The sequence below is a fragment of the Rikenella microfusus DSM 15922 genome, from assembly GCF_000427365.1.
Lineage (GTDB): Bacteria > Bacteroidota > Bacteroidia > Bacteroidales > Rikenellaceae > Rikenella > Rikenella microfusus.
Genome location: NZ_KE386488.1, coordinates 2,290,857 through 2,316,781 on the forward strand (window position 1 = coordinate 2,290,857; position 25,925 = coordinate 2,316,781).

Here is a 25,925-nt window from a genome sequence, read left to right on the forward strand (position 1 = left end):
AACATATATAATTTCGCAGGAAACCTCTCCGACATAGAGTCCTGACCGGCGAGAGTTCTGTGACTTTCTCCATCCAGCTGCTGCTGGAGGAGGTTTATTATCCGGATTCCGACGGACGCATCGCCATTCCTCTACGGGCTTTCTTCGAAGCCCACCTGCACGCCCCCGGTATCGACGAGATCCCCGACGAGGGTCTTCCCCTGACCGCATATACCTATTACCTCGACGGCGCAGAGGCCGGCAACTTCTATATGCTCCCCGGCGGCGTAGCCGCACAAAGCATCGACACGCCGCTTTTTCTTAAGAGCAATTTCCTGACCTGGCAGCCGCAGACCCGATGGGGCAGCTACCATGATATGTGCTTCGGGAAGAGGACGCCGCCAGCGCCGACTATTTCGTCTTCGAGAACTCCTTAAGCGGTTACGACACGATCCGCTTCACCGGCGATCGTAAGGAGGCGGCAGAGGCTGAAAGTCTGAATGCCGTATTCGACACCGATACCCACGAATGCGGCGTGGATACTCCAAAGCGTGGACAAAGTACACAGGCTACCTGCCCGACGAGCGGACAAGGTTGTGGGTATTGGAATTCTTCAGCAGCTGCCGCCGCTTGTTCTTTTCTATCAGGATAAAGTCACATCTTTTTTGATGTTATCAAAAGATTTAAGTCGTGACAGGGGTTATGTATGCATATATATAACCCCTGTTCAAAACATAAAAGTTAAAAGTCGAAAAATGAATTTTTATACCGAATCCTTTCAGCCATTCTCTTTTATCGCTAAATAAAAAGTTTCTACTAGCCAAATACAACCAATTACAAGACAAAGAAACATAATCTTAGAGAAGACAAGTTTTCTGAACTTACATATCCACAGCAAAATACGTACATTTGTACCGTTAGCAGGTTCTTCAAAGACGATTCCGGACAGTAGATCATAAGGTTAGTATCCAAAATCGTTGCCTGACACGAGAAAGAGTGTAGCAAGTGTTTGATTACAAGATATTTTGGAGGGTTGGGTTCATTTCCCTCTCTCCGTCTGCTTTTTGAATGGGAAATTACATACTATTCTTGCTTTTCTCTCAATTCCGAAAAAATAATTCCACCTTCGTGTACCGATTGGTTTCCGTGGGAACGTAATCAGAAATACCACCTTTACTGTTTTTTATAATACGGTCGGTCGGCAATCCCCGTTTATTCAGTTCCGAGGCGATATAATCAGCCTGCAAAACACTCAGGGCATTCTTGATATTGGTAGTTCCGGTGGTGCTGTCGGCCGCGCTCGTAACCTTCACGTACAAATCGTATTTCTTCGCCACTCGTACCAGTTCGTCGAGATTGACCAACTGGGAAGCATCAGTCAATCGTGATGTTCCGAGTTCGAAAAAAGAAGATGGGAACACTGATACATTCGCTCCCAGACTGCGCCCAAGCGGCATATCTCGTTAAGGTACTGTCGGGAAGAACGCCGGACTGTCCTGTTCCGAAGCCGGGTATGCTATCCTGCCTATGCAGCAGGCTGTCTGTCTGAGTATTTCCATTCGGGGATTGTCCTTTCAAGGGCGTTTTCCCGTCCTAATGTCTGTTCTTCAACCTTGCCCGCAGGGAGTTCAGCCCGCTGTAATTGTTTTTGGGATAACCGTTGTGCCCGATAGTGCCGTCATCGTCGAAAAGATGGCTGTACGTGTCGAGCGATCCCTCGATTCCCAGTATCTTCTTCAGTTAGGCCAATGTCCGACGGTCTTTGTCGTGCTGTCCCGCATAGCGGCTATTCTGTTCCGACAAGGCATTGGCATAATCGACGAGCTGCCGGTCACGACTGACATAGGGACTTGTGTCTATAGGCCGTTTCCAGCCGACCTTGTCGGGTGGTTATGCCTTTCGATACCCGAATGTCGAGAACCTGTTTTACATTTGCCATACTGTTTTCGTGTGTTGCGGACAATCCCCGCGTACCAGCTTGCTGCCCCAACGGGCATCTTTCCTACTGACGTTAGACAGGTGGGGTAGGGTATTAGGCTTATACTGATATTTTTTTCTATATGTTTTATTATCAATATATTGTATGGGTAATAATGTCGTTTGAATAACAAAATAGTATCATTTTAATAAGTATGATATAGTGTGTTTTTGCTCCTAATTTTGATTGATTGTTGACAGGTGACTTTTTCCGTTTTTATTAATAAGATGTGATATTGCTCTGACAAGATAAAACTGAAGTCAAAATTTGAATTGCTTTGATGTAAGATTATTCCTGTACTCCGACGGCGGCATTCCTATCCGTTTCTGTACGTAACGGCTGAAGTAGGAAACGGACGAGAAGTTCATCCGCTCGGCAATCGTTGTCAGCGGCAGTTCCTTTTGACGAAGCAGGCGGGTAATCTCCTGAATTGTAAAGCGGTCTATCCAATAAGTAGCCGGACGGCCGCTTACCTTCCGGCATATCTCCGACAGGTAATGTGGGGTAATACAGAGACGGGAAGCATAAAAATCAAGGTCACGGTTTCGCATATATTCACCGTTGTATAACAATTCAATGAATTTACGCAACTGCGAAGCGATATGTTCCGAGAGTTGCGAGGTGTCCCGGCTACGTGCGTGGATGTCGTAAAGGTCGAGGATATGCGCAGTTAACAGGCTGCCCAATAATTCCTCGCGGAATAGATGTTCCTTTTCTTCCATACGCATACGGAGATACAGTAGGGCGGCTTCGCATATCCGGAAGTCGCGGGCAGAGAGTTTCATCACAGGATTCTGCAGGAGCGACAGATGCCCGATGATACCGTAATTGCTGCGGATGGCGATCGAGGCGACGAACGCTTCCGAAAGGCTCATCAGAATGCCTCTGAAATTGTCGGATGCGGAGAAACCTGAACCGAGTTCCGCATTGGGCAGGATGACGTAATCGCCCACTGCGATGTTGTAGCGCGTATCCTGAAAGGTAAATCCCATATTGCCGCAGCAACAAAGAATGTGTACGGTCTGTCTTGCATAGCGCAAGGCGTTGAAATCCTGCAACGTGTCGGCAAAAACAATCCCATCGAAGTCTGTCTGCTCCATAACTGCCTTTCTTTTGTTGCAAAAATAACTGGAAACCACGAAAAGTGAAAATTCCTCCTCGAATTTCATAACAGTGGGACAACAAGAGCACGGTAACTTTGCGATAGAAAAATCAAATCAATGAGATATGAAAGATGTAAGACTGAACAACGGGGTGATGATGCCGGCCATCGGCTTCGGCGTTTTCCAGATCCCTGAAAACGAAACGGAACGGGTCGTAACCGATGCCATCGAAACGGGATACCGGTTGATAGATACGGCAGCCGCCTACTTCAATGAGGAACAGGTGGGCAACGCTATCCGGCAAAGCGGTATCAAGCGTGCGGAGTTCTTCATCACCACCAAATTGTGGGTGCAGGACTATGAATACGACGATGCGCTGCGGGCGTTCGACCTTTCGATGAAGAAACTCGGACTGGACTACCTCGACCTCTACCTGATGCACAAGCCCTACGGGAATTACTACGCCGCATGGCGGGCTATGGAGCGACTTTACAAGGAGGGACGTATCCGCGCCATCGGCGTAACGAGTTTTTCCAACGAACGGTTGCAAGACCTCTTTTTGCACAACGAAATAAAACCTGCCGTGAACCAGTTGGAGACGCATCCGTTCTTCCAGCAACAGGCAGCCAATGTATTCTTGCAGCAAGAGGCTATCCAGCACGAGGCGTGGGCACCTTTCGCCGAGGGGCAGAACGACATTTTCAACCATCCGGTACTGAAAGAAATCGCAGCACGGCATGGCAAAGGCGTGGGGGCGGTCATCCTCCGCTGGCTCAACCAGCGCAACATCGTGGTTATACCCAAGACCGTGCGCAAGGAACGGATGGCAGAGAACTTCAACATCCTCGATTTTACGCTGTCCGAAGAGGAAATGGATACTATCGCCCTGCTGGAGACGGGGAAAAGCCCCATCTACGACGATATGGACTTGCCTACCGTGAAAGGTATCGGGTTGCATCGCATACACGAATAATTTATAAAAAAGAAATATGTTACGTCATGTATTTATCATCAACGTCAAAGAAGGAATCTCCGATGATGTGGTAGAACGGAAAATGGCCGAAATGCGTGCCATGAAAGAGAAAGAAACGGTTATTGACAACATCACGGTAGGCCGGACACGCGGACTGTTCGGGCGTCCCGATGCCGTGATGATGGTCATCGACCTTAAAGACAAGGCCGCTTTCGATGTATTGATCCGGAGCCGGACACACACCGACATCGCGGAAAAAGCGGAAGAGGCTTTCGATATACAGAGCGCCGATATCGCTCAAATAGAATATTAACATTAATCCTTAAAACAGAATGATATGCAGACTGTAAAATTGAACAACGGCGTCGAAATACCGGTATTAGGATATGGTGTTTTCCAGGTATCGCCCGAAGAGTGCGAGCGTTGCGTGCTCGATGCCATCGGCACGGGTTATCGGTTGATAGATACGGCGCAGGCTTATTATAACGAAGAGGGCGTAGGTAATGCCGTCGCAAAATGCGGTGTGTCCCGTGATGAACTTTTTCTCACGACGAAAGTCTGGATTACCAATTCAGGAGAGGAGAAGGCCGCCCGCAGCATCGACGAATCGCTCCGCAAGTTGCGCACCGATTACATCGACCTGCTGCTTATCCACCAGCCTTTTGCCGACTATCCGGGGACGTGGCAGGCTATGGAGAAAGCGGTAAAGGCCGGAAAAGTCCTTGCTATCGGACTCTCGAACTTCTATCCCGACCGTTTTGTGGATATGGCGGAATACGCTGAAATAAAACCTGCCGTGAACCAGTTGAAGACGAACGTGTTCAGCCAGCAGTGGGATGCGGAAGCGGAGATGAATCCTTACGGAACCCGTATCATGGCTTGGGGGCCGCTGGCGCAGGGAGACCCCGATCTGACCATTCATCCCGTGATGGTAGGTCTTGCGGAAAAATACGGTAAAACGGCGCAGCAGGTCGCCTTGCGTTACTTGGTGCAACGCGGTATTATCGCCGTTCCGAAAAGCACGCATATAGAGCGTATGAAACAGAATCTGGATGTATTCGACTTCTCGCTTACGCCGGAGGATATGGAAAGCATCCGTCCGCTCGACAAACCTGCCGACTTCCGCTGGTCGCACCGCAATCCGGAATTGGTGAAGTTTCTATTGAACTACGACAAACAGTTTAACCCGAACAATAAAGGATGAACAGATTATTTGTTTTAATCATGGTACTATTGGGCGTTGTCTCTTGTGCCAACGGACAGAATGGCAAAACAGATATGAAAGGAAAGAAAATATTCGTCGCCTACTACTCTTGGAGTGGCAACACGAAAGCCGTGGGTGACTATATCGCACAGAAAACCGGTGCGGATGTCTGCCGGATAGAACCTGTCAAAGCATATCCCACGGACTATGAGGCTTGCGTGAATGAGGTCAACCGGCACGGCAGCACCTACGACCCCGAACTGAAACCCATTCAGGCGAATGTGGCAGAATACGATGTGATTTTTGTGGGGGCGCCCTGCTGGTGGGGAACCATTGCAAATCCGCTGCGCACTTTCCTGCGCAGCAACTCGTTCAAAGGCAAAATGGTTATTCCTTTTGTGACCAACGGGACAAGCGGCAGCGGTTGCAGGATGTAAAGAAACTTTGCACGGGCGCTACCGTACTCGATGGTCTCTCCATCTACAACCGCTACCAGGTGGAAACGAAAGTTAACACTCCCGACAATATGGGAGACTGGAAAACTGCGGTGGATGAATGGTTGAAGAACGTGATTAAGTAAACGAACTATTAAATAACAAAAAACAGCAACTATGTACGAATCCTTAAATAACAAAGTCGCCCTCGTAACCGGTGCCGGAACTGGTATCGGGCAGGCTATAGCCCAGCGTTTGGCTGATGAAGGCGCATACGTGATGATTGTAGGCCGCACGGAAAACACCTTGAAGAAAACCGCCGCCTGCAACAAACGGATAACTTATCTGATAGCCGACCTCGAATCGGAGGCCGGAATACGGGAGGTGGTCCGGAGCGTCGGCGAGCGGTACGGCCGTCTCGACATACTCGTCAACAATGCTGGATGGGCGCCCGTCACGCCGTTTGCCGAGATGAAAATCGAGGAATACGACAAGGTGTTTGCCATCAACGTGCGAGCCGTCGTGATTCTTACCCAAGCCTGCCTGCCGATGCTAAAAGAGACGAAAGGCAATATCCTGAATATTACCACCACGATGACCACCAATCCCATCGCGACAATGGCGAACTACGCCGCCTCGAAAGCTGCCGTCTATACCATGACACGTGCATGGGCAAAAGAGTTGGCGAAAGATGGCGTGCGTGTCAATTCACTCGGCGTAGGACCTATCGAAACGCCCATTTATGGTAAGACCGAGCTTTCGGACGAAGCCGCGAAAGCCCACAAGGATATGGTAACTAAAAGCGTACCTCTCGGTCGAATGGGACAACCCGAAGAGGTTGCCGCTGTTGTCGCTTTTCTGACAAGCGACGAAGCCAGTTTCGTAACCGGAGCCGACTATAAAGTGGACGGCGGTGTAGGTGCATAAAAATAACAATAAAAAGAATGAATATGAAGAATATATTGATTATCAGCGGACATACAGACCTCGCCGCATCCGTGGCCAATAAAACGATTCTCGAAACCTTGAATGAACGGCTACCGGAAGCCGAAATCGTAAAACTGGACGAACTCTATCCCGACTTCAAAATCGACGTGGAAGCCGAGCAGCAGAAACTACTCCGGGCAGATATCATCGTGTTACAATTTCCCGTCTTTTGGTATTCCGCACCTTCACTATTGGAACGCTGGATGGAAGAAACCTTCCGGCATGGATTCTCGCACGGCAGCACGGGCGATAAGTTGAAAGGCAAGAAACTCGTCCTTTCTTTTACGACGGGAGCTCCCGAAGCGATGTACAGCCGTGAGGGTGCGATGGGATATACCATTGACGAGTTCCTGCCCTGCTACAAGGCTACTTGCCGTCTTTGCCAGATGGAGTTTTCCGGATATGTATATACCGGCGGCGTGAGCTACGGCAACCGTACCTCGCCCGAACTTATTGAACAGCAAAAGTCTGTATCGGAAAAACACGCACTACGGCTTATCGAGTTGTTAGAAAAAATATCCCACCGTTAATTTAATAGACAGTTTTTCTACCGTCCACTAAAATTGTGGACGGTAGTGTATCTATTTACATAAAGAAGCTATAATTTACTTTCTTCGTTTATAAGGGATATGCTCTTTTTCTTGGTCATCATCCCTCCATCCCCGGTCGTTATCGCTTCCGCCACTTCCACCGCCCGATGCGGGTGCAATGTGCGGTTGCATAACCAGTTCCACAACCGCTTCTCCGATATTTGTGGCAGGGGAAAATCCGCTGTCCGATGAACCCTCCGTTCCGATAAGGCCGCTTGTAGATTCATTTGTTGCCCCTTGTCGGTGAATATTCCCGTCTGTATCGTCAGTCCGTTGCCGTATCCAATCAGATAATGATGCGGATACAGCAGGACTGTCGGCAAATACCAGCCCTCTCTCCGTATTCAGCCTTCGGTCAAGGCTTCTGTAGGTCATGGTGCGGTCAATCCGATAACCGCCGAAAGAAATATTGTCGCAGGTAAACACCACACCCTTGATTCTCCCATCGGTTTTACTGGTAATATCCACTGTGATACCCTTTTCCGACAAGTACTCTTTCAGCTCCTTTCAGTCGATACGGACTCTCAACGCATCCGGAGAACCCGGCGGCAACGAGACCGGGACGATTGTTCCGTCGACAGGCATTGTCATGGCGGTGGTTTTGTTACGGCTGTTTTCGGAAACGGGTGGAATGCCGGATGCCGTTCCTGTTCCCGTTCCTGTTCCCGTTCCTTTCTTTTTCCGTCCGGGCCATTCCATGATTCAATCGCGATATTCCATGTAAATAGCCATCGGAACGATGAACACTACAAGGGCTATCACCGCAAACAGGGTGACGGTAACGATATCCGTCTCCAGCTTGGCTGTGATTGCGAACCCTGCAAGTACCGAAATCAGCAGCCACACCGCTCCGGGCAGCAGAACATTTATCTTGAAATCGTCCGACAATCTTTTTATTTTTTGCGTTGTTTTGGGTGTAGGATAATTCCGTGTCAATCAGTCCGATAGTATCGTCCTTTTTCTGATTGATGATTTTGGCGTACACCTGCGTCATCTTCACATCTGCATGGCCGAGTAATTTCGAGGTCGTGTAGAGGTCTGCACCGAGCGTCAGCATCATCGTCGCAAACGTGTGACGGCTCGTGTGAAATGAAAACCGCTTATCTATGCCTGCCGCTTTCGCCCAAGGTTTGAGAAGCGTGTTTATCATCGTTGGGCTCGGCAAATCGAATACATGGTCTTCCGAGGTCTTCTCTCCACGTTCTGGCATCCACTTCAAGGCTTCGGGGGAAAGTGGCAGATAAATCGGTTCTTTGGTCTTCTGCATGGATACAGCCAAACGATATTGTCCTCTATCGACAAACACGTCTTTCCACTTCAAGCTGATAATATCGCTTATTCGCAGTCCGCAGAAGCAGGAGAACAAATAAGCCTGTTTTACAGCCTCGTTTTTCATTGGAGTAGCAATCAATGCCCGCACCTCTTCTATGGTCATATACGACCGCTTACTCTCCGGCAGACGGATTTTATCCGAATTGTTGATCTTCGTAAAAGGATTGACCTTTATAATCTCCGCTCGCACGGCAGCGTTCAAAGCTCCGTTCAGAATGCGGTAGTAGGTGTGTAGCGTAAGTTTGCCCTTCGGTCGATATTCAGTCAATAGATAGTCGCGATATACTCTTGGCAGAACGCCTTGTCGATTTGATCCATCGTTACCCGTTCTCCGGCAAAATCTTTCAAGATGCGGATAGTTACCCTTATTTGGTCTCCGTCCTTTTTACCTCGCTTCGCCTGATTTTCTTTGTAAGTTTCCATCCAGTCCAAAAGGAAGACCTTTTCCCTGTTTTCGATTCCGGCTTCTCCGTTGGTCATTTGGATAATGCGCTTCGACTTGATGGCATTGGCTGCAGCCATTGTCGTTTGATTCTGTCTGCGGGCATTATAATCTGTTTCGGGAATAAGATACATTTTCAGATACTCATATGTCCGTTTACCATCACGGTATATATCCAGATACAGGCTTTTGCTTCCGTTGGCCAGTTCTTTCATCCGCAGACGGATTGGCTCTTTGATTTTTGCAGGCTTTTTTACTCGTGGCATAGTTCCTCCTCTTTTACTCGTTATTTCTACAAATAGAGCCGAGATTGAGGAACAAAAATGTACCGAAAAAGGACTAAACACTTGCAAGTACAGAAAACAAGAGAAGACCTAAATACAACATAATCGCCTATTATACGGCATATTTATTTTCACTTGATTGGCTTTTGTTTTCTATTTCAATCTATATATATTATATAAATTTAAAAAAATATTATATCGGTTACAGAAATTCAGATCCTTCAGATTATGGTATAGATAGTAATAGTCTTAACTATAAATTGCATAAATGTATTCATGTTTGTTTTGTGCCTAAGTCGGTGATTCCGGATATTGGATATTAATGAGATAGGTATGAATTCCTTTGTGCATTATTGTGAGGTGTTACGCAGGTGATAAAAATGGCATTGGCCTGTATTTTTATGGGTCGAAGCCATTTTATAGCCCCTTCAAAAAGTCCGGTCGAAAGTTCGCGACCTTCTCCGATCGTTCGCCGAAGTGGCGGCGGATGTAGTGGATGGTAGACTCGAAGTCCCTGTGCCCGAGATGGTTCCGTACCTCCACGATCGACGCGCCCGACTCCAGCAGTTTACCGGCTGCCGTATGTTTCAGGGAATAAAACTTGTATCCCGACGGCAAGTGAAGGCGCTCTCGAAACTCCCGGAACCGACGGCTGAAGTAATTCTTACCCCACGGAACCGGCCCCGGTTCATGGTTATTCCCGAATACATAATGCGCAGCCGGATACTCGGTAATCCGGTGCTTCTGGCACAACTCGATCAAAGCGGCCGGCATAGTAATGTTACGGGCGCCCGTTTTGCCGTTCGCCGTCCGGATGTGGACGGTTTGGGTGAATAGATTAATGTCCTCCACTTTCAAGAGCCGGAGTTCGTTCCCCGGTCGGCAACACAGAAAGAACTCGAACATGCAGGCTACGAAGAATTGCGAATCCTCTTTCGCAATCAAGGATAGTAACTTTTGCATATCGACGTCGGCGATCGGTCGGGCGGCCATATCCTGACGCTTCGGAGGTTTCGGAATGGTAGTAGTAGGTAGGCGGTCAATGAGTTTTTTGGACAAGCAGTATTTGAAAAATTGATTCAGGTTCTGTTGGTATTTCTCAATCGACAGGCGATCCAGCTTCCGTTCCTGAATCAGATAGGTAATAAAACGATTGATAACGGCATCATCGATTTCATATACCCGCCGATCGATCAGGTCGTTTTTCTCCAGCCAAAGCACAAAGATTCGAAGTTTGGACACATAGCTCTCCATTGACTTTTTCGACACCGATAATCGTTTCTCTTCAATGAATTTCGAGACATGGCGCCGGATATGGGAACCGTCCCGTCGTTGCGTCCCGAACATACCGGCAATAGTATGATACTCGGTCTCGTCGGAGCAGATAACCGCATCATCCGCCCACGGCCGCCAACCGGCTCGGAGCTTGAGTGTATATTCTTTGATGATTTTGGCGGCCAGCTTGGTCTCTTCCTGTCTGTCCGCACACGCTTTAAAACCTCGTACGATTCGATATCGTTCCATACGATCCGTACGTGGGTTATAGACCGAATAGAGGACGCACAAGCGTCCCTTGAATGTGGAAACCTTGGGAAGGATAACTTCCACCTTTCTGAAATTCCGAATTCTCATAAGGCATCTGTGTTTGAAGTATCCCCATACTTATGAATACAGAAGCCGTCTGAAGCGGTCAATCGGCGATATCCAAAAATGCACCGGATTAACCACGGAATGATTTTTCATAAATCGCTATAATTTAGCAATTTACAGCGATTTGTGGAGCTGGAGGGAATCGAACCCTCGTCCAAACGAGGAACCCCGAAGCTTTCTACATGCTTAGTTTCCGCTTGATTGTCGGGAAAAGGCCAGGGGGGAAACACCCGAACCGGTTCCGTAGTCCGTTTATTTTCGCTTTCCGGTCCGGACTGCCGGAAAGCTATCTTTTAATTGATTGATACCCATTGCCGACCGAGGCTAAAAGCGGTCCCCTTCCGGCGGGTACTCGTCGGCCCGGTTCCTTGACCGGGCGGATTAAGGTAATTTTACTCGGTAAAATTACGCAGCGAGTGCGTAGCTATTATTGCCATTTGTAGTTTGAAAGTTCCGTTTTACGAGGTCCCTTACAACCCTCGGCATGCTTACCTCAAGACTCTAAACCCGCTGTCAAAACCGGTCAGCCCCGATGGAATACGTTTTATATAACGGAATGCGTACATGGCAAATTGCGCATCCCTGCCGGAATTGCCGACTTGCAAAGATAATCAATTTACGGATACCGTCGCATTTCTTCCCGGCATTCGATCCGTAAAACGATGCCCGGCAGGCAAATAATTGTATGGTTGTAAAATAATTTTCCGCGTCAGCGGGCAGGCTGAACGGCTCCCTCGCGAGAGCACCGGTCCTGTCCCCGAGGGATTCTATGCCGGCCGCTACCCGGCCAGATAATCGTGCGGTTAAAATACTTTCCCCGTTCGGTTTTGCGCCCACCTTATCGGAGCAAACTCCCGGTCGGAGTGCCCGGAGGCACCGCGAAGGCCGGCGATTCTCATGAATCGAGAAAATTAAAAATCGTACGTTTCTTTATGAGGGGCCCGCGGCCCCATGCAGGAAAGCGTGCGGTTGTAGAATATTCCTTGTGGGCGGACAGGCCGCCATGTACCGAGGGCGGGAGTATGTAATCCGTGGCACTCGTCATACCGTCGCCTGCTGTCCGTCCGCATCGTTACCGAAAGGCATGTCCTGGTACGGGAAACGGCCTGCACCGTCCGAAAGCGGAAAAGAACCGGTGGCATATGAGGACGAAAACCGGACGTTTTGTTTAAGTAACCCGATACTGAGTACTACCAAATATAGGAAGATACAGGTTTCCCCGGTCGGCTCCGCGCCGGACGGCTGGAAGCCGTCGGGGGGGCGAGAGCCGAAAAGGTATCGATGAAAACGAATGGGCATATCGAAGTATATAATCGGGTAAGGTAATTATATACTGACACTGCATGATTCTTTCGGCTCTCGCCGGCCCCTCCGGGTCTTTTGCCCGGGTTTGTACCGCCTCATGCCGGCCGGCGCAGAGCCGGAGTAAAGTCGTATATAGTCGCCTTATTTAATGGGGCCGTATTCTTTGCGGAAAGTGTAATACACCGTGCGCGAAACGTTGAACGTCCGGCAGATGTGGTTCACGGTTCGCCCTTGTCGTAGCATGGCGGCTATCTCTTTTCGGTTGTCGATCAGGATGCGCAGTTTGACATTGCTGCCGGCCGGTCGGCCGATATGGATGCCTTCGGCCCGGCGAAGGGCGAGGGCTTCTTTGGTCCGCATGGACATCAGGTTGTGTTCGATTTCGGCTACCAGTCCGAAAGCGAATGCGAGCACTTTGCTGTTGATGCTGTTGTCGAATGCGTATCCGTCTTTGGTGCTGTAAAGAATGATATTTTTTTCGAGGCAATGGCCCATGATGGACATGATTTCGGTGAGCGTACGGCTCAGGCGGGATATTTCGGTGACGATCAGCGTGTCGCCGCTGTTCATTTTCCGGAGCAGAGGGCCGAGTTTGCGGTCTTTGTTTTGGGTTTTCCCGCTGACGGTCTCGGTGACCCAGCGGTCGATGGTCAGGCCGCGCGTTTCGGCGAAGCGTCTGATTTCTTCTTTTTGGTTTTCAATGTGTTGTTTTTCGGTACTGACTCTCAGATAAGCGATTACGGGCATGGATCGGTCGGATTAGATGGTAAATAATGCTCGAAATAAGAAATATGACAGATAATAATATAACTCTTGAGGTCTTTTCCATGACGGTTAAACTGTTTTTATAAACGTTCCTTTAAAAGAACACCCCGCAAACGGATCGACACAAATGGAAGTTTATGACAGAAACACCGTTACATCTGTCAGGAAATCAATATTTTATTCAAGAAATCACGAACGTTTCATATTTTATGATTATCTTTGTTTCAACCAGTTATAATTAAACGAACGTTTTTTTGGCATGTTTCGGATTATAACCGGTTGTATGTCAGTGTATTTCAGTCGTATTTTATGAAAAGGAATAACAGGGGCACGATTCGGGGATATTTCCGGCCGTCGGAGGGTACGTACGACCTTCAGAGCGGCATATCGGCATTGATAGAAGCGGGCGTATGCAGCGGCAATCTGTTTTTCGATCAGGAGGGACATGCGGAACTGGAACGCCTGATCGCACAGACGGAAGCGGGAGACACGGTGATCGTGTTGCGGTTGGACGATATTTGCACGAATATAGACGAATTGTTCCGGACGGTGCGTCGGTTGCTGCTCCGCGGCGTCGGGTTGCAGTCATTGGGCGAGCCTTGGTTCCGGCTGACGGGCGAAACGATGCAGGGGCCGGCGCTTTACGAACTGATAGCCCGCCTGCACGATCTTTCGGTGCATCTGCAATCGCGCACGTCCCGTGCCGAGCCTGTCGTGCGGCGTCCTGTGGGGCGGCCCAAAGGCATCCGGGCGGAATATCGCAAAAAACTGGACGCGGCCCTGCAACTCTATACCGAACGTAGGGAGTTGTCGGTAGCCGAGATCTGCGGCAAAGTAGGGTTGAACGAGCGGACGTTCTACCGTTATCTCGACCAGCAGGGTTTCCGTGTGGTGCGGCGTCCCAAAGGACGCAAGACGAAAACGAACGCCCGGGCCGATTGAGGCCCGGGCGTTCGTTTTCGGCCGTCGGTTGGGGTCAGAGCGGTTTGCGGTCGAAAAAAGGGCTTTTGCCGGTAGCGCTCACCGGAATGGCCAACGCTGCGCGGCAACCCGGCAGCATATCCAGCGCCAGGGCGCCTACGCCTCCGGAGTAGAGCACGCGGCAGTCGGCACGGTGGTCGGCGGCTACGGAAACGGCCGAACCTACCGCGATGCCCAAATCGTTCGTATTGAATGCACAGGGGGCCAGCGGCGCCTGTCCGGTCTTTTCGGCGCACGTCGGAAAACCGCACCAGCCGCAGTTCAGTCCCATGACGCCGTATCGGCTGCCGACCAGGACAACGGCGCCGGACTGGAGGATGTTTTCCGCATCGCGGGCAAAGAAAGCCCGGCCCGGTTCCGCGCTCATCTCTTTGAGTTTGGAGGCGAGCCGTTCGATGGCGTCTCCGGTCAGCATGGCGATTTCGAGGTTGTCGATTCCGCGTGCCTTGGGGGCCGTGCGGGCCGCGTTCATCATCAGGGCGGCCACGTGGCGCAACGTTTCATTGCGCGTATCGGTCTGATTCTCGATCATAACGGGTGGTATCGGTTGGTTTACGGCGCCAAATTTACCAAAATACCGGATAAATATCGTATCCGGTTCCACGGAGGCTTACCGTATGCGAAAAACGATGGGGAGCAGTACGTTCATTTCGGTCGTGCGGCCCTGTTTCGTGGCCGGCTTCCATGTTTTCAGCAACGCGACGACCCGTAAGGCTTCGGCATCGAGCTGCGGATCGACGCCTTGCTGGACCCTGGTCGATACCATGCGGCCGTCCCTCCCGATCGTGGCCGAGACGTAGACCGTGCCCTCGATTCCGTTTGCGGCCGCTGCCGGCGGGTAAACGATCGAGGCGGCGATTTTCCGGAACATCGCTTCCCGGCCTTCCCGATATTCCGGCGGCGTCATGCCCTCCGGGTCTCCAGCCAGAGGGCGCAATACGCCGTCGTTGCCTTTGCGGAGCAGCGAGAAACCGTAGGCTCCCGTTTCGTCCCGGCTGAATACGATGATCCGCGAAGCGACGACCGCATCGGTGCGCGGGCAGTAAAGAACGATCCGGTCGGCATCGACGCCTGTCCAGAAGACTTCGGCGAATTCACCGGCAGGCCGATGTTCCATGTTTTTCCGGCGGGCGGTGAATTTCCGGGGCGTGAGACCGGGATGGGCGCGCGAAAAGTCGTAGAAATCCCGCCCGATGACTCCGCCGGCCAGCAAACGTTGGGGAAGTTCCTTGCCGGCGCGGAAAAAAGCGAGGTGTATCTGTTGTAACGTTCGCAGGCTGAGATTCGGATAACTCAGATGAAAATAACCGGGGCCGAAAGCGAGCAACCGGACCGGTTGTCCGCCCGGAAAAAACGTCTGTCCGACCTCCGCGGCCGAAAGGGTAACGTGGTCGTATCGTGCCGGTGTGGTTATTTCGATCTCTATGTAGCCGTTCCGGATGTCCTGGAATGTGCGGGAACTGTCCCGGAAGCGGAAATGAAAACTGTTTTCGCCCCATCCGTCGCCGACAGCGGAACGGAACCAGGCATTTTCATAATCGTCGGTCAGCAGGATCGGTTCTCCTTCGTCGTCGCGGAAAGTGTAGACGATCCGCATCGTGGCGTTGCCGAGTACGGGAAGAGAGGAAGTGTGCAGGCCGTTCAGTTTCTCGTTGCCCGGCCGGAAAGGGAACAGACCGGTGTATCCGTTGGTTTGCGTACCGTCGTCCTGCGGTTCGGCCGGTATATACGGGTAACGGCTGTACAGCCGGAAACAGCCGGAGTCGTCTCCAGGCCCGGGTTCCGCGATGTAGAGGCTGTCGATCATCCGCCGGATACGGAGCGAATCGCCCGGGGCCAGCCGAAAGGTCTCGTTCCAGGGCAGGGTAGCGGAGTCGATCGGATGGCCGTCCGTTTCGAGTTCGAACGGATTGGCCGACGATGCCGCTAAGTAAGAAATATAATCGCGCGGAGCCGTATCGTAATGTTTCAGTTGCCGTGCGGCCGGCTGCTTCGGCGGCGGATATGCGGGCTGTCTTGTGCCGTGGGCCGCGAGGGGCGGACAGAGCAAGAGCAGGATGTGAAGAGGGAGCAGCAGATGTTTCATCGGGTATGGCATTTCGGAAGTCCGAATATACGTTTTGACATGTCGGACATGTTCGGCGGCAATTCCTTGTCTATCGGCTCCGCGTCGGACGGATTCGGGCCGTCGGGAAGAGGGCGGAGCGAGCCGAAAAACACCGGCGAAAATGGTCGGTATATTCATGTCGGGAACTATATCCGACTTTATCCTGTTTTATACGTATGCCGGGTTTTCAACTTATTTCGACCTGCGTCCCCTTGCCCGGAAAAACTCCCGGTCTCCTGTGCCGAACGGCACGCAGGGCCGATGGGAGAGGTCATTGTTCGATCGGGAGAAAGTCGTACATAGTTGCCTTGATGTATATCGTCGGGTTCGTAAATCTTCGCTCCCGTTCGGGCGGAGAAAGTGCGGGACGGATCGGAATATGAAAAGGGCCGCCGGCCCGGACAGGCGTTCGGCGGCCCGGACGGCGGCTGTCTTTCCGTGTTCAGATGGCGTCTTTTCGGGCGTATTCCGAAAATTCGCAACCGTAGGTGTCGGCCAGGTAGTTGTCCAGCTCGTCGGCCTTGAACGCCAGGCCGGTGATATGCTTTTTCACCTGGTCGGCGTAGTCGGAGAAGACGTCCGAAATGTGGATCCGGTAAGCGATGTAGATCTGGTTGCCCTCGATGCCCAGTTTGTAGGGCCTGAGGTCTTCGCTCACCAGGTAGGTCAGGATCGGTTCGAGGTCTTTTTTCGGCAGCACGTTGATCGGCGAGGTGCAGAACAGGTAGTTCCGCTGGTAAACGAACAGCCGGATTTCGGAGCTGCCCTTGTGGAATTTCCACGCTTCCTGGCCGACGCGGGCCAGTACCGGGTTGATCCCCATGTCGGCGATCGCCTCTTCGCAGAATACGGCCAGGTCGGTCAGCGCCCGTTCCTTGAAAATGTTTTCCGGCAATTTGTTGCCGCACGAGGGGCAGTACTCTTCCTCTTCGGCGATCAGTTCGTCGCAGCTGTCGCACTGGAGGTGGAAACGGCCGGTATCCAGTCCGTCGGTATTTTCGAGAACGGCCCGCAGCGTGGCTACGGGAATCCCGAATCCCATGTTGTCGGCATCGGTGAATTTGCTGACCGTGACGGCCACCAGTTCGTTCCGGTCGTTGAGCATCGGCCCGCCGCTGTTGCCGGGATTGACCGCCGCGTCGGTCTGGATGTAGTAGCTGTCGTCCATCAGCTGCCGGGGCGAGGATACAGTGCCTTCGGTGACGGTGAACGGCATGCCGAACGGGTAGCCCGCCACGTTGATCCGCTGCCCGATGGAGACTTCGCCGTTTTCGGGCAGGACGATTTCCGGAACGGCGGAAAAGTCGCCTTCGGCCGCGAGCAGGGCGATGTCGGCGGCCGGATTGGCCAGCACCACGCGGGCCAGGTAGGCGTTCCGTTCGTTGTCCTGCACCGCCACGGTGCGGAAGCCTTCGACGACGTGGTAGTTGGTGACGAACAGGTCGTATTTTTTCAGGTAAAAGCAACTTCCGGTACCGCCGGAGTGGTTCACTTTATAGACGGCTTGATAGATATTGTTCTGTTCCATGTTTTTCGCTGTTATTGGTTGTCTTTCCCGTCTTTGTCCGCAGTTCCGCCCATCATCGAGGCCATCATGTTCTGGATGTTTTTCATGTATTCGCCCATATCGACGCCTTGCATGGCCTGGGCCATTTGCGCCATGGCGGCCTGTTGCATCTGCTGGGCCTGGGCCATGACGGCTTCCATATCGGCGCCGGCGAACGGATTGGCAGCCTCGTCGTCATCGTCGTCCAGATCGCCTTCCATGATTCGTTCCATCGCGGCGTGCAGGATGGGGGCCGCTTCGTCCCACGGCATGGCCGAGGTCCGGCGCAGGGCTTTCGATACTATGGCGTTCACGTCGTCCTGCACGTTGTTGTAGTAATACATTTCGTAGAACTTGTAAACGATCATTACGCAACAGGCCATCGCGTCGTCGGCGTTGAGGGCGGCCGTGGCGTTGTCGAAGGTTTTTTCGAAATTGTCCTGGATGTTTTTCAGGTTCGAGCGGCGTTTGTCCGACACGAACGTTTCGACGAAATAGAGGTCCTGGCTCAATTGTTCCTGGCTGACGGCGGCGATCTTTCGGATGGCTTCCTTGCCGCGGGCGATCACTTCCTGAACAGGGATATCCTCCCGGTCGTGTTCGCGGACGGCTTTGTCCAGTTCGTTGAGCAGTTGTCCTTGCGGATGGGCGAAGTAGAGGATTTCGAGCAGGGCGCTGGCGATCACGTTCCAGGCATAGCCGTATTTCCGGTCGGTTTCGAAACCTTTCACGGCGTCGAGGCACTCGGCGCAGGTCTGCCGGATTTCGCGGTAAATGCGTTCCACGGTTTCGGCGTCGTAGGGTTTCACCTCCGGTTCGTAGATGCGTTGCGCACCGAATTTGGCGGCGAATTCGTCGTCGTACCGGTCGCCCGTGCTGCAAATGTCGTAGAGCACGTCGTAAACTTTGGCCGGGTGGGTCAGCGCCAGCGGACAATCGTAAGTGAAGTGGAACCGGCCGTCGATCAGTCTGATGCAGGGTAGGTCGAGCACGTTGGTGTTCAGCCCGGCGATCTGCCGGAGCAGCGGAATGCGTCCTTTGTCGGGCAGCGCGAGGAACGGGGCGTCGATTTCCAGTCTCTCGCCGGTGATTTTCAGGCCGACGATGATCGAACCGTGTGGTACTTTGAATTCGGTTCCCTCCGGGTTGCCGTATTTGCCGCGCAGTTCGGGATTGATGTAGTCGAGCAGGGCATGGAGCGCAGCTACGTATTCGCCTTGTTCGAAATGTTCGAGGCTCCGGTCGTAGGCTTCCGGGTCGATCCGGCTCGCTGTGGAGGCGACGGTCGGTGCGTGGTAGGTGAGCGTCTGTTTCATGGTTCAGGGATTAGTCGGGTTAGGGCGCGGCGGGCGAAACGAGTTTTCGGCGGCCCGTCGTCGGTCAGTATTTTCCTTCGTAAACGGTAAAACGTTTGCCCAGTTTGTCACGGATGATCCGCAGGGCGGTTTTGCGGTCGGCTACGCGTTCGAGCACCGGAAAGTTCGCGGCGGCGACTCCCGGCGCGCTGCGGCGGGTGACGTGCAGTTCGGTATGGGCAAAGAAAGATGCGAAGATTTTCTTAAATATCAAAGCGATATAACTACGGTAGGTGATTACGCCGGTCAGTTCGGCCCGGTTGATGTCGTCCCATGCGAGTTTTTCGGTCATGAAAGGGTAGAAGCCCGGAATGGTGATCCGTTCGTTGTCGAAGGTCGCTTTGCGGGTGAAGGCGCAGTAGAGTGCGGCCAGTCCGTAGAGGGCCATGACGGCGCACAGTATCCAGTAGTACGTGTTCCAGCCTCCGGCGGCTTCCCCGCCTCCGGCGCTCAGGAACAGCACGACGGCGACGCCCCATGCCACGACGGTTTGCAGCAGGTAGAAGGTCTTGTTTACGGCCAGTACGTAGGTGTCTTGTGCGGGTAGTCGAACGTCGTCGGAGGCCCGGAGGAGTTTGTCGATTTTTCCCATGGTTTCGTTTTTTTCGAGGTTGGTAATTCGGTTGTCCGGTACCGGGACAGGGTATGTTCGTATTGGAAAACGGGCGGTACCGATACCGGCGATCGGAGGGTATTCCTTCTTCGGTCTGGCAGGAGGCGTCCGGTCCTCCGATGACGCGGAAACTTATTTAATTGTACGGTTAAAATACCTCATTTTTCGGCTTTGCGCCCACCCCCCGGAGCGGCGGAGCCGCTTGGGCGCCAAAGCCGGCGATTCTTTCGAATCGCATCAATAAAAATCGTACGGTTAATTCATACGGTGTAGCCCGGAGCCAGCGAGGGTCAGACCGGGCTTTGCGAGCGTTGCAGCCCTTCGCTGGGGGTGGCTCCGGGCTGGCCGCTACGCGGATCAATAACCGTACGATTATTTTGATTCCGGGTCGGGGTTCGGGAGCAGCAGGGGGCAGACCGACAGGAATGCCCGGAGGTGCCGTCTCTTTCCGGCTACGGATATCCGGTCACTCTTTGACCGGATGGATAGATTTGATGACGCTTTTGTATTCGTCGTATTCGCGGCCCGATACGGTGACGACGTCGGTGATGCCCCGGAACTCCGACGACGAAACGTAGGCCCGCAGTTGCAGATAAAATTCTTTGCCGGCGGCATCTTCGTAAACATAAAGCTGCAAGGGTTCATTGTCGCTTTCGGCGGCGTCGGCCAAAAAATCGAAATCGTGGCGGTGGAATGCCTGGACGATTTCCGTCGCGTCGGTATTCACGCGGTCGAATTTTTTCAGCCCGATCCGTTTGATTTTGCCGCCGGACAGTTTGTTGTAGTAATTTTCTCCGCTGACATAAGCAGCCAACAGACAGAACAGCGCGCCCAGAACGGCTGCCGCCCGGATCAGCCAGAGGGGAAGCACAGGAACGACGTGCGGAAAGATAACGAGCAATATGCAGGCTACGGCGCCGAGTCCGTAAAGCGCTTTTTTGGCCGGTTGCGTCCGTTTTTCGAATTTTTCGGGGTGATTCTGGCAGTAGATTTCGAACGTGTAGGGGAATTCCTGTTTTTCAGTCATAGGGTTTGGGGTGTTAAAGGGTTTTCATTCTTTTTCGACGGCGTTTTCCAGCCGGAGTTCCGCCAGGATCGAGCGCGTCGTATCGATATCCCGGTAGATCTCCTCCACGATGCGTCCGTCGTCGAGCGCGTCGCTGCGCAGGCTCAGGAAACCGTCGGGCATCGGGACGGCGAAGCAGACCTTGTCGGCGTTGAACGAGACCATCATGTCGCGTCCGTACCGTTCTTTGAGCCGGGTCAGGTCGCGCATCAGGGCCGGGGTCAGTATGTAGCGGGCCAATACTTCGTCCGTGGCATATACGGCGAAACGGCGTTCGAATTCGGGATCTTCCAGCAGCACGAGTTTCCTGTCGCCCGTGTTTTTCAGGTTCTGGATGCTTTTGGCTAGATAACCCAGCCGGTCTTCCAGACGGTCGGGCAGGATCACCACGCTGCCCGGTACGCGTCTGTTCAGTTGCGCCCAGGCGAACATGCCCCGGAAATCGTACAGGGCGCGGTCGGCCCGCGACGAGAACAGAGGTTTGAACACACTTTTTTTATAAACGGCGGCCCATCCTCCGGCGCCGGCCGGGCTGTCCTGGCCGTAAAAGAGGCCGATGTCGGCGACGTTGAGCCTCCTCCCGTTTCCGGTTTCGATGTCGAGCGAAGCGAAAACGGCGGCCGAACGGAATCCGGGAAAGAAGAGGCTGTTTCTGAAAACGGAGGCTGGGACGTCGTGCGCCGTGGCATGGAATTTCGCCTCCGGGAACAGGTTCTCGATGAGTTTCGACAGGACGTTCCGTTCTTGTTGCGCGAACGAAGCGTAGGCCTGCCTGAATACGAATTGCAGGATCATCAGGAGGATGAATGCGGGCAATATCCATTGCATGAGGCTGCCGGCCGCCGCGCCCTGGTCCGCAGGCAGAAATATGCCGCCCGCGAACGTGCCGGCCAGGACGAAGATCATCCACAGGGCCGCGATCAGATAGATCGGCGTTCGGGTCGCGCGGATGATCCGTCGGTTCTTTTCGGCCCTCCGCAGGGTCGAGGCCAGCTCCTGGCGGAGCTGCGTGAGTTCTTCGGGTACGGCCATATTTTATTTGAAAAACCGGTTTACGTCCGCGACCTCCTGTTCGGCCTCCGGAATGTCGATCAACGCTTCGCACCGATGCCCCTTACGCTGTGCTACCCAGGAGGAAGGGAACATTTCGACGTAGTTGTTGTAATCCACCACGGCGGCGTTGTATGTCCGCCGGATGGCCTGCAACTGGCGTTCCAGCTCTTCCAGCGACTCTTGCAGGCGGAGAAACTGCCGGTCGGCTTTCAGGTCGGGATAGGCTTCGGCGGTCAGCCGGAGTTCCGGGAGCAGCGACGATAATCTGTTGCCTGCTTCGATCTGTTCCTGCTCGTCGGGCGTGTTTTCGGCCTCGGCGCGGAGTTCGGTAATCCGGCGCAGGGTTTGGTCTTCGTATTGCATGTAGGTTTTTACCGTCGCCACTAGATTCGGGATCAGGTCGTTCCTTTGTTTGAGGGCCACGCATATCCCGCTGCGGCACTGTTTCACCCGGTTGCGTTTCAGGATGAGCTGGTTGGAAGTGACGATGACCCACAAAGCGAAAAATGCGAGGATCAGCAACAGGGTGCCTGATAGTATCAGCGGTCCGTTCATGCCGTGTCTGGGTTGCGTTATACCGGTTCGGACAGTTCGTTCCTTCCGTGGCCGTCCGTATCCGGAAGCGAATGGCGGGAGTCGGTTGCGGGTAAATACGATGTCCGTATTTGCTTGCACAAATATTACAAAAATCATCGGATTTATTTTGGATATGAGGAAAAGCCGAATATTTATAATAAGATTCGGGCTATTCTTGCTTTTTTGGAGGCTTATGTATGGCGCGGATGGGTTGGTGAAGGGAACCGCGGTCGAGGATGAGTGGTCTGTAATGCGTTGATGATCTTTGTTTTATGGTTTTTGTCGGGAATTTTTTCGAAGAAATCTTTGTCCGTTTGGAAATAATGTCTACCTTTGCAGTGCCGAAAGGGAAAAATGCTTCTCTAGCTCAGTTGGTAGAGCACGACACTCTTAATGTTGGGGTCCAGGGTTCGAGCCCCTGGGGAAGCACCAGGATTTCGGCATCGATTCCGTAGCTCAGCTGGTAGAGCACAACACTTTTAATGTTGGGGTCCTGGGTTCGAGCCCCAGCGGGATCACATGGATTCAGTAAAACCTCTCTCACGGGAGGTTTTTTTATTGCGCAAATCGGCGCAATATAGGTTGAAAATCACTATTTTACAGATTATAAGACTCCGGTTTCTGCCGGCGGGTTCGGGGCCTGAGGATGCATAACGATGCAAATGAGGCACCTTCGCCCGTAACAAAATCGTAGGCCAAAACGACCTGCCGGGAAAATGGCCTGCAGTTTGGAGAAAAACGCGCTGAATATCAGTGTGTTGTGTTGTTGTTTCCGAGTTTCTCACCTTGCGTTTATGTCCCATTAAAAAGGTGAGACATCATTCAGGACATCGTTGCTTTATTCTTTGTCGTTATGGCGGGTTATGCCGATGCACTGGCTATCTTCTTTCTTTTCCGACCTTACCGCGCTCATTGCGGAAATACAGGATAAAAATCAGAGTCGAGCCGATGACGACCAGCGGTATGCCGGTCAAAGCCGGGTACCGGTAGCCGTAACCCGCCCCGATTACGACTCCCCCGATCCAGGCGGCAAAGGCGTTGCCCGCATTATAGGCAATCTGGATACAGGCGGCTCCGAGCATCTCGCCGCCCCGCGAATAGACCACGATGGACGACTGGAGCGGACTTCCCGACCCGAAAAGCGACGCCGTGCCCAGCATCGTCAGGACGACCGCCAGCCACGGGATACGGGCGAAAAAGAAGACCAACAGGAGAATGACGATGGAACTCGACTGCACGATTCCGGCTACGAGGCTCGGTTTTAGCCTGTCCGACATACGTCCGGCCGCCAGATTGCCGACGAACATGCCGAGTCCGGCCAGGACCATCAGCCAGGAGAGCGCTCCTGCCGGGAATCCCGTCACATCGGTCAGCAGCGGGTCTATATAACTGTACCAGCAATAGATACCGCTCTGCCCGATCAGTACGCCGCCGAAGATAAGCCACGGGGGCAGCGTTTTCAGAAACCGGAACTGCCCCTTGAATCCCGTGTCGGGCAAACTCGCCACCTGCGGCACCCAATGGCGGATGAAAATGAAAGTGAGCAGTCCGGCCAGCGAGGCGATCAGGAAAGCCACGCGCCAGGATACGGTGTTCGTCAGCCATGTTCCGGCCGGCACGCCGAGCAGCGTGGCGACGGTCATCCCCGCGATCATGATCGAGACGGCCTGCACTTCACGGCCCGGTTTCGCGAGTTTCCGCGCAACGATAGCGCCCACGCCGAAATAGGCCCCGTGGGGCAGCCCCGAAATGAACCGTGCCGCAAACAGAGTCCAGAAATCGGGAGAGACCGCCGCCATCAGGTTTCCCGCTGCGATGACCGCCGCCAGAAGCAGCAGGATCCGTTTCAGCGGGAACCTGCGGACGAGCAGCAACGCCGGTGCTCCGCAGCATACGCCGAGAGCGTATGCCGAAATCAGATGTCCGGCCTGCGTAATGGATATGTCGAGACTGGAGGAGATATTGCCGAGAATGCCCATCATCAGAAATTCGGCGATTCCCAGTGCGAAAGTGCCGAACGCCAATGCGATAAGACTCCTGTTCATTTTACGATTCGTTGAACGCTTCTGAAATTCGGCAGCAAAAATAGAACAATTACGATATAAATCATTCGCCTTTCGTCATGCGGTCCTGTACGGCAGCTGAAAAATATCTGTCCGACCGTGTCCGGCCCGAATGTTCCGGCGGAAAGAGGCGGCATCGACCGTCGCCGGCAGGGTGAAGGAGAAGGGTGCGAAGCCGGGAGCAGGGACTATACGCGGGACATACGCCAGGATCCAATATCCGACGAGTGGAAAGAGTTGGCAAAAGCAGAGGAGCCGTTGTCGCCATTCCTGTTGTCGGAGACCGTTACGATGCCGGACACCGGTGTCGGGCGGACTGTAAAGAATCGGTAAATCAGGTAATATAATCTGTAATTTGTCTACTAAGGGGACGAAGAGGCTGCCTTACTTTTGTCATACATAAAATCGAACCGCATAATGGACGCAGGAATTTTTTGAAAGCGGCATCGGGTTTCTTCATTCTTGCCGCAGGAACAGCGACGGGCGTTTCCCGTGTATTTGCCGGTACGCCCTTATCTCCGTCGGAAAGAAAATTACCGGACGGAGCGAACAAGAAGATGGAATACCGCAGATTCGGCGGACTGGATGTATCGGCTATCGGTCTGGGCTGCCTGCCAATGGTGGGTTATTATGGCGGGAAGTACGACAAACGGGATATGATCGCCCTGATCCGTCGGGCATACGATAAAGGCGTCACTTTTTTCGATACGGCGGAGGTCTACGGTCCTTACACCAGCGAGGAGTGGGTCGGCGAAGCACTCGCCCCGTTCCGTAACAAAGTAAAGATAGGTACGAAGTTCGGTTTCGGCGTAGAGGAAGGGAACCCTACCGCGCTCAACAGCCGCCCCGACCATATTCGCCGTGCGGTGGAAGGCTCCCTTAAACGCCTGCGTACCGACCGTATCGACCTGCTGTACCAGCACCGTGTCGATCCTGCCGTGCCGATGGAAGAGGTGGCCGGAACGGTCAAAGATTTGATGCAGGAAGGAAAAGTGCTGCACTGGGGACTGTCCGAAGCGAGCGCCCGCTCCATTCGTCGGGCGCACGCCGTCTGTCCCCTCTCGGCCGTGCAGAGCGAGTATGCTATCTGGTGGCGGGAGCCGGAGATGAAAATCTTCCCGACGCTCGAAGAATTGGGTATCGGCTTCGTGCCTTATTGTCCGTTGGGACGGGCGTTCCTCACGGGCGCGATCGACGAGAACAGCCGGTTCTACGAGGGAGACCGCCGTTGGAACCTGCCGCAGTTCACGCCCGAAGCCTTGAAGCACAATATGCCGCTCGTGGCTTTGGTGCGAAAGTGGGCGGAACGGAAAGGGGTTACTCCGACGCAGTTCGCCCTCGTGTGGATGCTGTCGCGCAAGTCGTGGATCGCTCCGATACCCGGAACGACCGATCCGGCGCATCTGGACGAACTGCTCGGAGCCGGGACAGTCCGTCTTTCGGCTTGGGAGATGGAAGCGTTCGACAAAGAATACGCACGAATCGACCTGAGGGGACACCGTGCCGACCCGTTTACCGAAAGTCAGATAGATAAATAAG

General features: G+C 53.0%; 22 protein-coding genes, 2 tRNA genes, 1 other RNA gene and 2 pseudogenes. 11 read left to right on the top strand and 16 right to left on the bottom strand.

Annotated elements, in window-relative coordinates; translation table 11 throughout:
* Positions 1–59 precede the first annotated feature (59 nt).
* Entirely contained in the window at positions 60–416 is a 357-nt protein-coding gene (locus RIKMI_RS0110545; protein ID WP_027291573.1) for a hypothetical protein, read from the top strand.
* A 663-nt stretch (positions 417–1,079) separates the two neighbouring features.
* Here RIKMI_RS0110545 and RIKMI_RS15185 read toward each other — a convergent pair.
* Both RIKMI_RS15185 and RIKMI_RS0110560 read right to left on the bottom strand, forming a co-directional pair.
* Positions 1,080–1,860 (bottom strand): annotated as a pseudogene (locus RIKMI_RS15185) (OmpA family protein); the annotation flags it as partial.
* Positions 1,861–2,217: 357 nt separating this feature from the next.
* Positions 2,218–3,126 (bottom strand): helix-turn-helix domain-containing protein, encoded by a 909-nt coding sequence (locus RIKMI_RS0110560; RefSeq protein WP_245584959.1) that lies wholly within the window; start codon positions 3,124–3,126, stop codon positions 2,218–2,220.
* A 58-nt stretch (positions 3,127–3,184) separates the two neighbouring features.
* Here RIKMI_RS0110560 and RIKMI_RS0110565 point away from each other — a divergent pair, with 58 nt between their 5' ends.
* The 6 genes from RIKMI_RS0110565 to RIKMI_RS0110590 all read left to right on the top strand — a co-directional run bounded on the left by RIKMI_RS0110565 (position 3,185) and on the right by RIKMI_RS0110590 (position 7,188).
* On the top strand, positions 3,185–4,033 hold the full coding sequence (locus RIKMI_RS0110565) for an aldo/keto reductase (protein ID WP_027291577.1): 849 nt from the start codon (positions 3,185–3,187) through the stop codon (positions 4,031–4,033).
* A 16-nt stretch (positions 4,034–4,049) separates the two neighbouring features.
* Positions 4,050–4,346, top strand: coding sequence for an antibiotic biosynthesis monooxygenase family protein (locus tag RIKMI_RS0110570; protein WP_027291578.1), 297 nt, complete (start codon positions 4,050–4,052; stop codon positions 4,344–4,346).
* A gap of 24 nt (positions 4,347–4,370) precedes the next feature.
* Positions 4,371–5,237 (top strand): aldo/keto reductase, encoded by an 867-nt coding sequence (locus RIKMI_RS0110575; protein ID WP_027291579.1) that lies wholly within the window; start codon positions 4,371–4,373, stop codon positions 5,235–5,237.
* A complete protein-coding gene (locus RIKMI_RS14420) occupies positions 5,234–5,674 on the top strand; it encodes a flavodoxin (protein ID WP_084135274.1) in 441 nt (146 codons plus the stop codon). Before RIKMI_RS0110575 ends, RIKMI_RS14420 begins: the two co-directional genes overlap by 4 nt.
* Positions 5,675–5,848: 174 nt before the next feature.
* Entirely contained in the window at positions 5,849–6,598 is a 750-nt protein-coding gene (locus RIKMI_RS0110585) for an SDR family NAD(P)-dependent oxidoreductase (RefSeq protein ID WP_027291580.1), read from the top strand.
* A 23-nt stretch (positions 6,599–6,621) separates the two neighbouring features.
* Positions 6,622–7,188, top strand: coding sequence for an NAD(P)H-dependent oxidoreductase (locus RIKMI_RS0110590; RefSeq protein ID WP_027291581.1), 567 nt, complete (start codon positions 6,622–6,624; stop codon positions 7,186–7,188).
* Between the two features lie 75 nt (positions 7,189–7,263).
* Here RIKMI_RS0110590 and RIKMI_RS0110595 read toward each other — a convergent pair whose 3' ends face one another.
* From RIKMI_RS0110595 to RIKMI_RS0110610, 5 genes and pseudogenes are all read right to left on the bottom strand, one after another.
* Positions 7,264–7,716, bottom strand: a complete 453-nt coding sequence (locus RIKMI_RS0110595; RefSeq protein ID WP_147288474.1) for a hypothetical protein — start codon at positions 7,714–7,716, stop codon at positions 7,264–7,266.
* A gap of 469 nt (positions 7,717–8,185) precedes the next feature.
* Positions 8,186–9,288 (bottom strand): annotated as a pseudogene (locus RIKMI_RS13960) (tyrosine-type recombinase/integrase); the annotation flags it as partial.
* A 435-nt stretch (positions 9,289–9,723) separates the two neighbouring features.
* Positions 9,724–10,938 (bottom strand): tyrosine-type recombinase/integrase, encoded by a 1,215-nt coding sequence (locus tag RIKMI_RS0110605; RefSeq protein WP_084135275.1) that lies wholly within the window; start codon positions 10,936–10,938, stop codon positions 9,724–9,726.
* 142 nt (positions 10,939–11,080) lie between these two features.
* Positions 11,081–11,487: a transfer-messenger RNA gene (ssrA, locus tag RIKMI_RS14680) on the bottom strand.
* Positions 11,488–12,402: 915 nt separating this feature from the next.
* Complete coding sequence (locus RIKMI_RS0110610) at positions 12,403–13,008, bottom strand: recombinase family protein (RefSeq protein WP_027291584.1); 606 nt, start codon at positions 13,006–13,008, stop codon at positions 12,403–12,405.
* Between the two features lie 327 nt (positions 13,009–13,335).
* On the opposite strand from RIKMI_RS0110610, the gene RIKMI_RS0110615 reads away from it, so the two are divergent.
* A complete protein-coding gene (locus tag RIKMI_RS0110615; RefSeq protein WP_027291585.1) occupies positions 13,336–13,968 on the top strand; it encodes a recombinase family protein in 633 nt (210 codons plus the stop codon).
* Positions 13,969–14,002: 34 nt separating this feature from the next.
* Here RIKMI_RS0110615 and RIKMI_RS0110620 read toward each other — a convergent pair whose 3' ends face one another.
* The 8 genes from RIKMI_RS0110620 to RIKMI_RS0110655 all read right to left on the bottom strand — a co-directional run bounded on the left by RIKMI_RS0110620 (position 14,003) and on the right by RIKMI_RS0110655 (position 22,302).
* Positions 14,003–14,539, bottom strand: a complete 537-nt coding sequence (locus tag RIKMI_RS0110620; protein WP_027291586.1) for a ferredoxin domain-containing protein — start codon at positions 14,537–14,539, stop codon at positions 14,003–14,005.
* 78 nt (positions 14,540–14,617) lie between these two features.
* The gene (locus RIKMI_RS14425; protein WP_051214508.1) at positions 14,618–16,093 is read right to left on the bottom strand and encodes an energy transducer TonB; all 1,476 of its coding nucleotides are present in this window, start codon (positions 16,091–16,093) and stop codon (positions 14,618–14,620) included.
* A 463-nt stretch (positions 16,094–16,556) separates the two neighbouring features.
* A complete protein-coding gene (locus RIKMI_RS0110630; protein WP_027291587.1) occupies positions 16,557–17,642 on the bottom strand; it encodes a serine protease in 1,086 nt (361 codons plus the stop codon).
* 11 nt (positions 17,643–17,653) lie between these two features.
* Complete coding sequence (locus tag RIKMI_RS13970) at positions 17,654–18,976, bottom strand: hypothetical protein (protein ID WP_051214509.1); 1,323 nt, start codon at positions 18,974–18,976, stop codon at positions 17,654–17,656.
* 64 nt (positions 18,977–19,040) lie between these two features.
* Positions 19,041–19,607, bottom strand: a complete 567-nt coding sequence (locus RIKMI_RS0110640; RefSeq protein WP_027291588.1) for a hypothetical protein — start codon at positions 19,605–19,607, stop codon at positions 19,041–19,043.
* Positions 19,608–20,094: 487 nt separating this feature from the next.
* Entirely contained in the window at positions 20,095–20,655 is a 561-nt protein-coding gene (locus RIKMI_RS0110645) for a hypothetical protein (RefSeq protein WP_027291589.1), read from the bottom strand.
* 24 nt (positions 20,656–20,679) lie between these two features.
* The gene (locus RIKMI_RS13975; protein ID WP_051214510.1) at positions 20,680–21,726 is read right to left on the bottom strand and encodes a DUF3137 domain-containing protein; all 1,047 of its coding nucleotides are present in this window, start codon (positions 21,724–21,726) and stop codon (positions 20,680–20,682) included.
* 3 nt (positions 21,727–21,729) lie between these two features.
* Positions 21,730–22,302: a LemA family protein gene (locus RIKMI_RS0110655; RefSeq protein ID WP_027291590.1), complete on the bottom strand. Its 573-nt coding sequence runs from the start codon at positions 22,300–22,302 to the stop codon at positions 21,730–21,732.
* Positions 22,303–22,679: 377 nt separating this feature from the next.
* Here RIKMI_RS0110655 and RIKMI_RS0110665 point away from each other — a divergent pair.
* Positions 22,680–22,755, top strand: a tRNA-Lys gene (locus tag RIKMI_RS0110665).
* 13 nt (positions 22,756–22,768) lie between these two features.
* Positions 22,769–22,841, top strand: a tRNA-Lys gene (locus tag RIKMI_RS0110670).
* 360 nt (positions 22,842–23,201) lie between these two features.
* On the opposite strand, the gene RIKMI_RS0110675 is transcribed toward RIKMI_RS0110670, so the two are convergent.
* The gene (locus tag RIKMI_RS0110675) at positions 23,202–24,368 is read right to left on the bottom strand and encodes an MFS transporter (protein WP_027291592.1); all 1,167 of its coding nucleotides are present in this window, start codon (positions 24,366–24,368) and stop codon (positions 23,202–23,204) included.
* Positions 24,369–24,943: 575 nt separating this feature from the next.
* Here RIKMI_RS0110675 and RIKMI_RS0110680 point away from each other — a divergent pair.
* Positions 24,944–25,924 carry an aldo/keto reductase gene (locus RIKMI_RS0110680; RefSeq protein ID WP_245584960.1) on the top strand — a complete coding sequence of 327 codons (981 nt, stop codon included), beginning with the start codon at positions 24,944–24,946 and terminating at the stop codon, positions 25,922–25,924.
* Position 25,925 lies beyond the last annotated feature (1 nt).

What these genes read in the sequence shown, in the direction of transcription:
- RIKMI_RS0110610 (WP_027291584.1), bottom strand. Translation starts at nt 13,008, where the DNA reads ATGCCCGTAATCGCTTATCTGAGAGTCAGTACCGAAAAACAACACATT.
- RIKMI_RS0110590 (WP_027291581.1), top strand. Translation starts at nt 6,622, where the DNA reads ATGAAGAATATATTGATTATCAGCGGACATACAGACCTCGCCGCATCC.
- RIKMI_RS0110630 (WP_027291587.1), bottom strand. Translation starts at nt 17,642, where the DNA reads ATGGAACAGAACAATATCTATCAAGCCGTCTATAAAGTGAACCACTCC.
- RIKMI_RS0110640 (WP_027291588.1), bottom strand. Translation starts at nt 19,607, where the DNA reads ATGGGAAAAATCGACAAACTCCTCCGGGCCTCCGACGACGTTCGACTA.
- RIKMI_RS0110615 (WP_027291585.1), top strand. Translation starts at nt 13,336, where the DNA reads ATGAAAAGGAATAACAGGGGCACGATTCGGGGATATTTCCGGCCGTCG.
- RIKMI_RS13970 (WP_051214509.1), bottom strand. Translation starts at nt 18,976, where the DNA reads ATGAAACAGACGCTCACCTACCACGCACCGACCGTCGCCTCCACAGCG.
- RIKMI_RS13975 (WP_051214510.1), bottom strand. Translation starts at nt 21,726, where the DNA reads ATGGCCGTACCCGAAGAACTCACGCAGCTCCGCCAGGAGCTGGCCTCG.
- RIKMI_RS0110655 (WP_027291590.1), bottom strand. Translation starts at nt 22,302, where the DNA reads ATGAACGGACCGCTGATACTATCAGGCACCCTGTTGCTGATCCTCGCA.
- RIKMI_RS0110680 (WP_245584960.1), top strand. Translation starts at nt 24,944, where the DNA reads ATGGAATACCGCAGATTCGGCGGACTGGATGTATCGGCTATCGGTCTG.
- RIKMI_RS0110620 (WP_027291586.1), bottom strand. Translation starts at nt 14,539, where the DNA reads ATGATCGAGAATCAGACCGATACGCGCAATGAAACGTTGCGCCACGTG.
- RIKMI_RS0110675 (WP_027291592.1), bottom strand. Translation starts at nt 24,368, where the DNA reads ATGAACAGGAGTCTTATCGCATTGGCGTTCGGCACTTTCGCACTGGGA.
- RIKMI_RS0110585 (WP_027291580.1), top strand. Translation starts at nt 5,849, where the DNA reads ATGTACGAATCCTTAAATAACAAAGTCGCCCTCGTAACCGGTGCCGGA.
- RIKMI_RS0110565 (WP_027291577.1), top strand. Translation starts at nt 3,185, where the DNA reads ATGAAAGATGTAAGACTGAACAACGGGGTGATGATGCCGGCCATCGGC.
- RIKMI_RS0110575 (WP_027291579.1), top strand. Translation starts at nt 4,371, where the DNA reads ATGCAGACTGTAAAATTGAACAACGGCGTCGAAATACCGGTATTAGGA.
- RIKMI_RS14420 (WP_084135274.1), top strand. Translation starts at nt 5,234, where the DNA reads ATGAACAGATTATTTGTTTTAATCATGGTACTATTGGGCGTTGTCTCT.
- RIKMI_RS0110645 (WP_027291589.1), bottom strand. Translation starts at nt 20,655, where the DNA reads ATGACTGAAAAACAGGAATTCCCCTACACGTTCGAAATCTACTGCCAG.
- RIKMI_RS0110605 (WP_084135275.1), bottom strand. Translation starts at nt 10,938, where the DNA reads ATGAGAATTCGGAATTTCAGAAAGGTGGAAGTTATCCTTCCCAAGGTT.
- RIKMI_RS14425 (WP_051214508.1), bottom strand. Translation starts at nt 16,093, where the DNA reads ATGAAACATCTGCTGCTCCCTCTTCACATCCTGCTCTTGCTCTGTCCG.
- RIKMI_RS0110570 (WP_027291578.1), top strand. Translation starts at nt 4,050, where the DNA reads ATGTTACGTCATGTATTTATCATCAACGTCAAAGAAGGAATCTCCGAT.
- RIKMI_RS0110560 (WP_245584959.1), bottom strand. Translation starts at nt 3,126, where the DNA reads ATGAAATTCGAGGAGGAATTTTCACTTTTCGTGGTTTCCAGTTATTTT.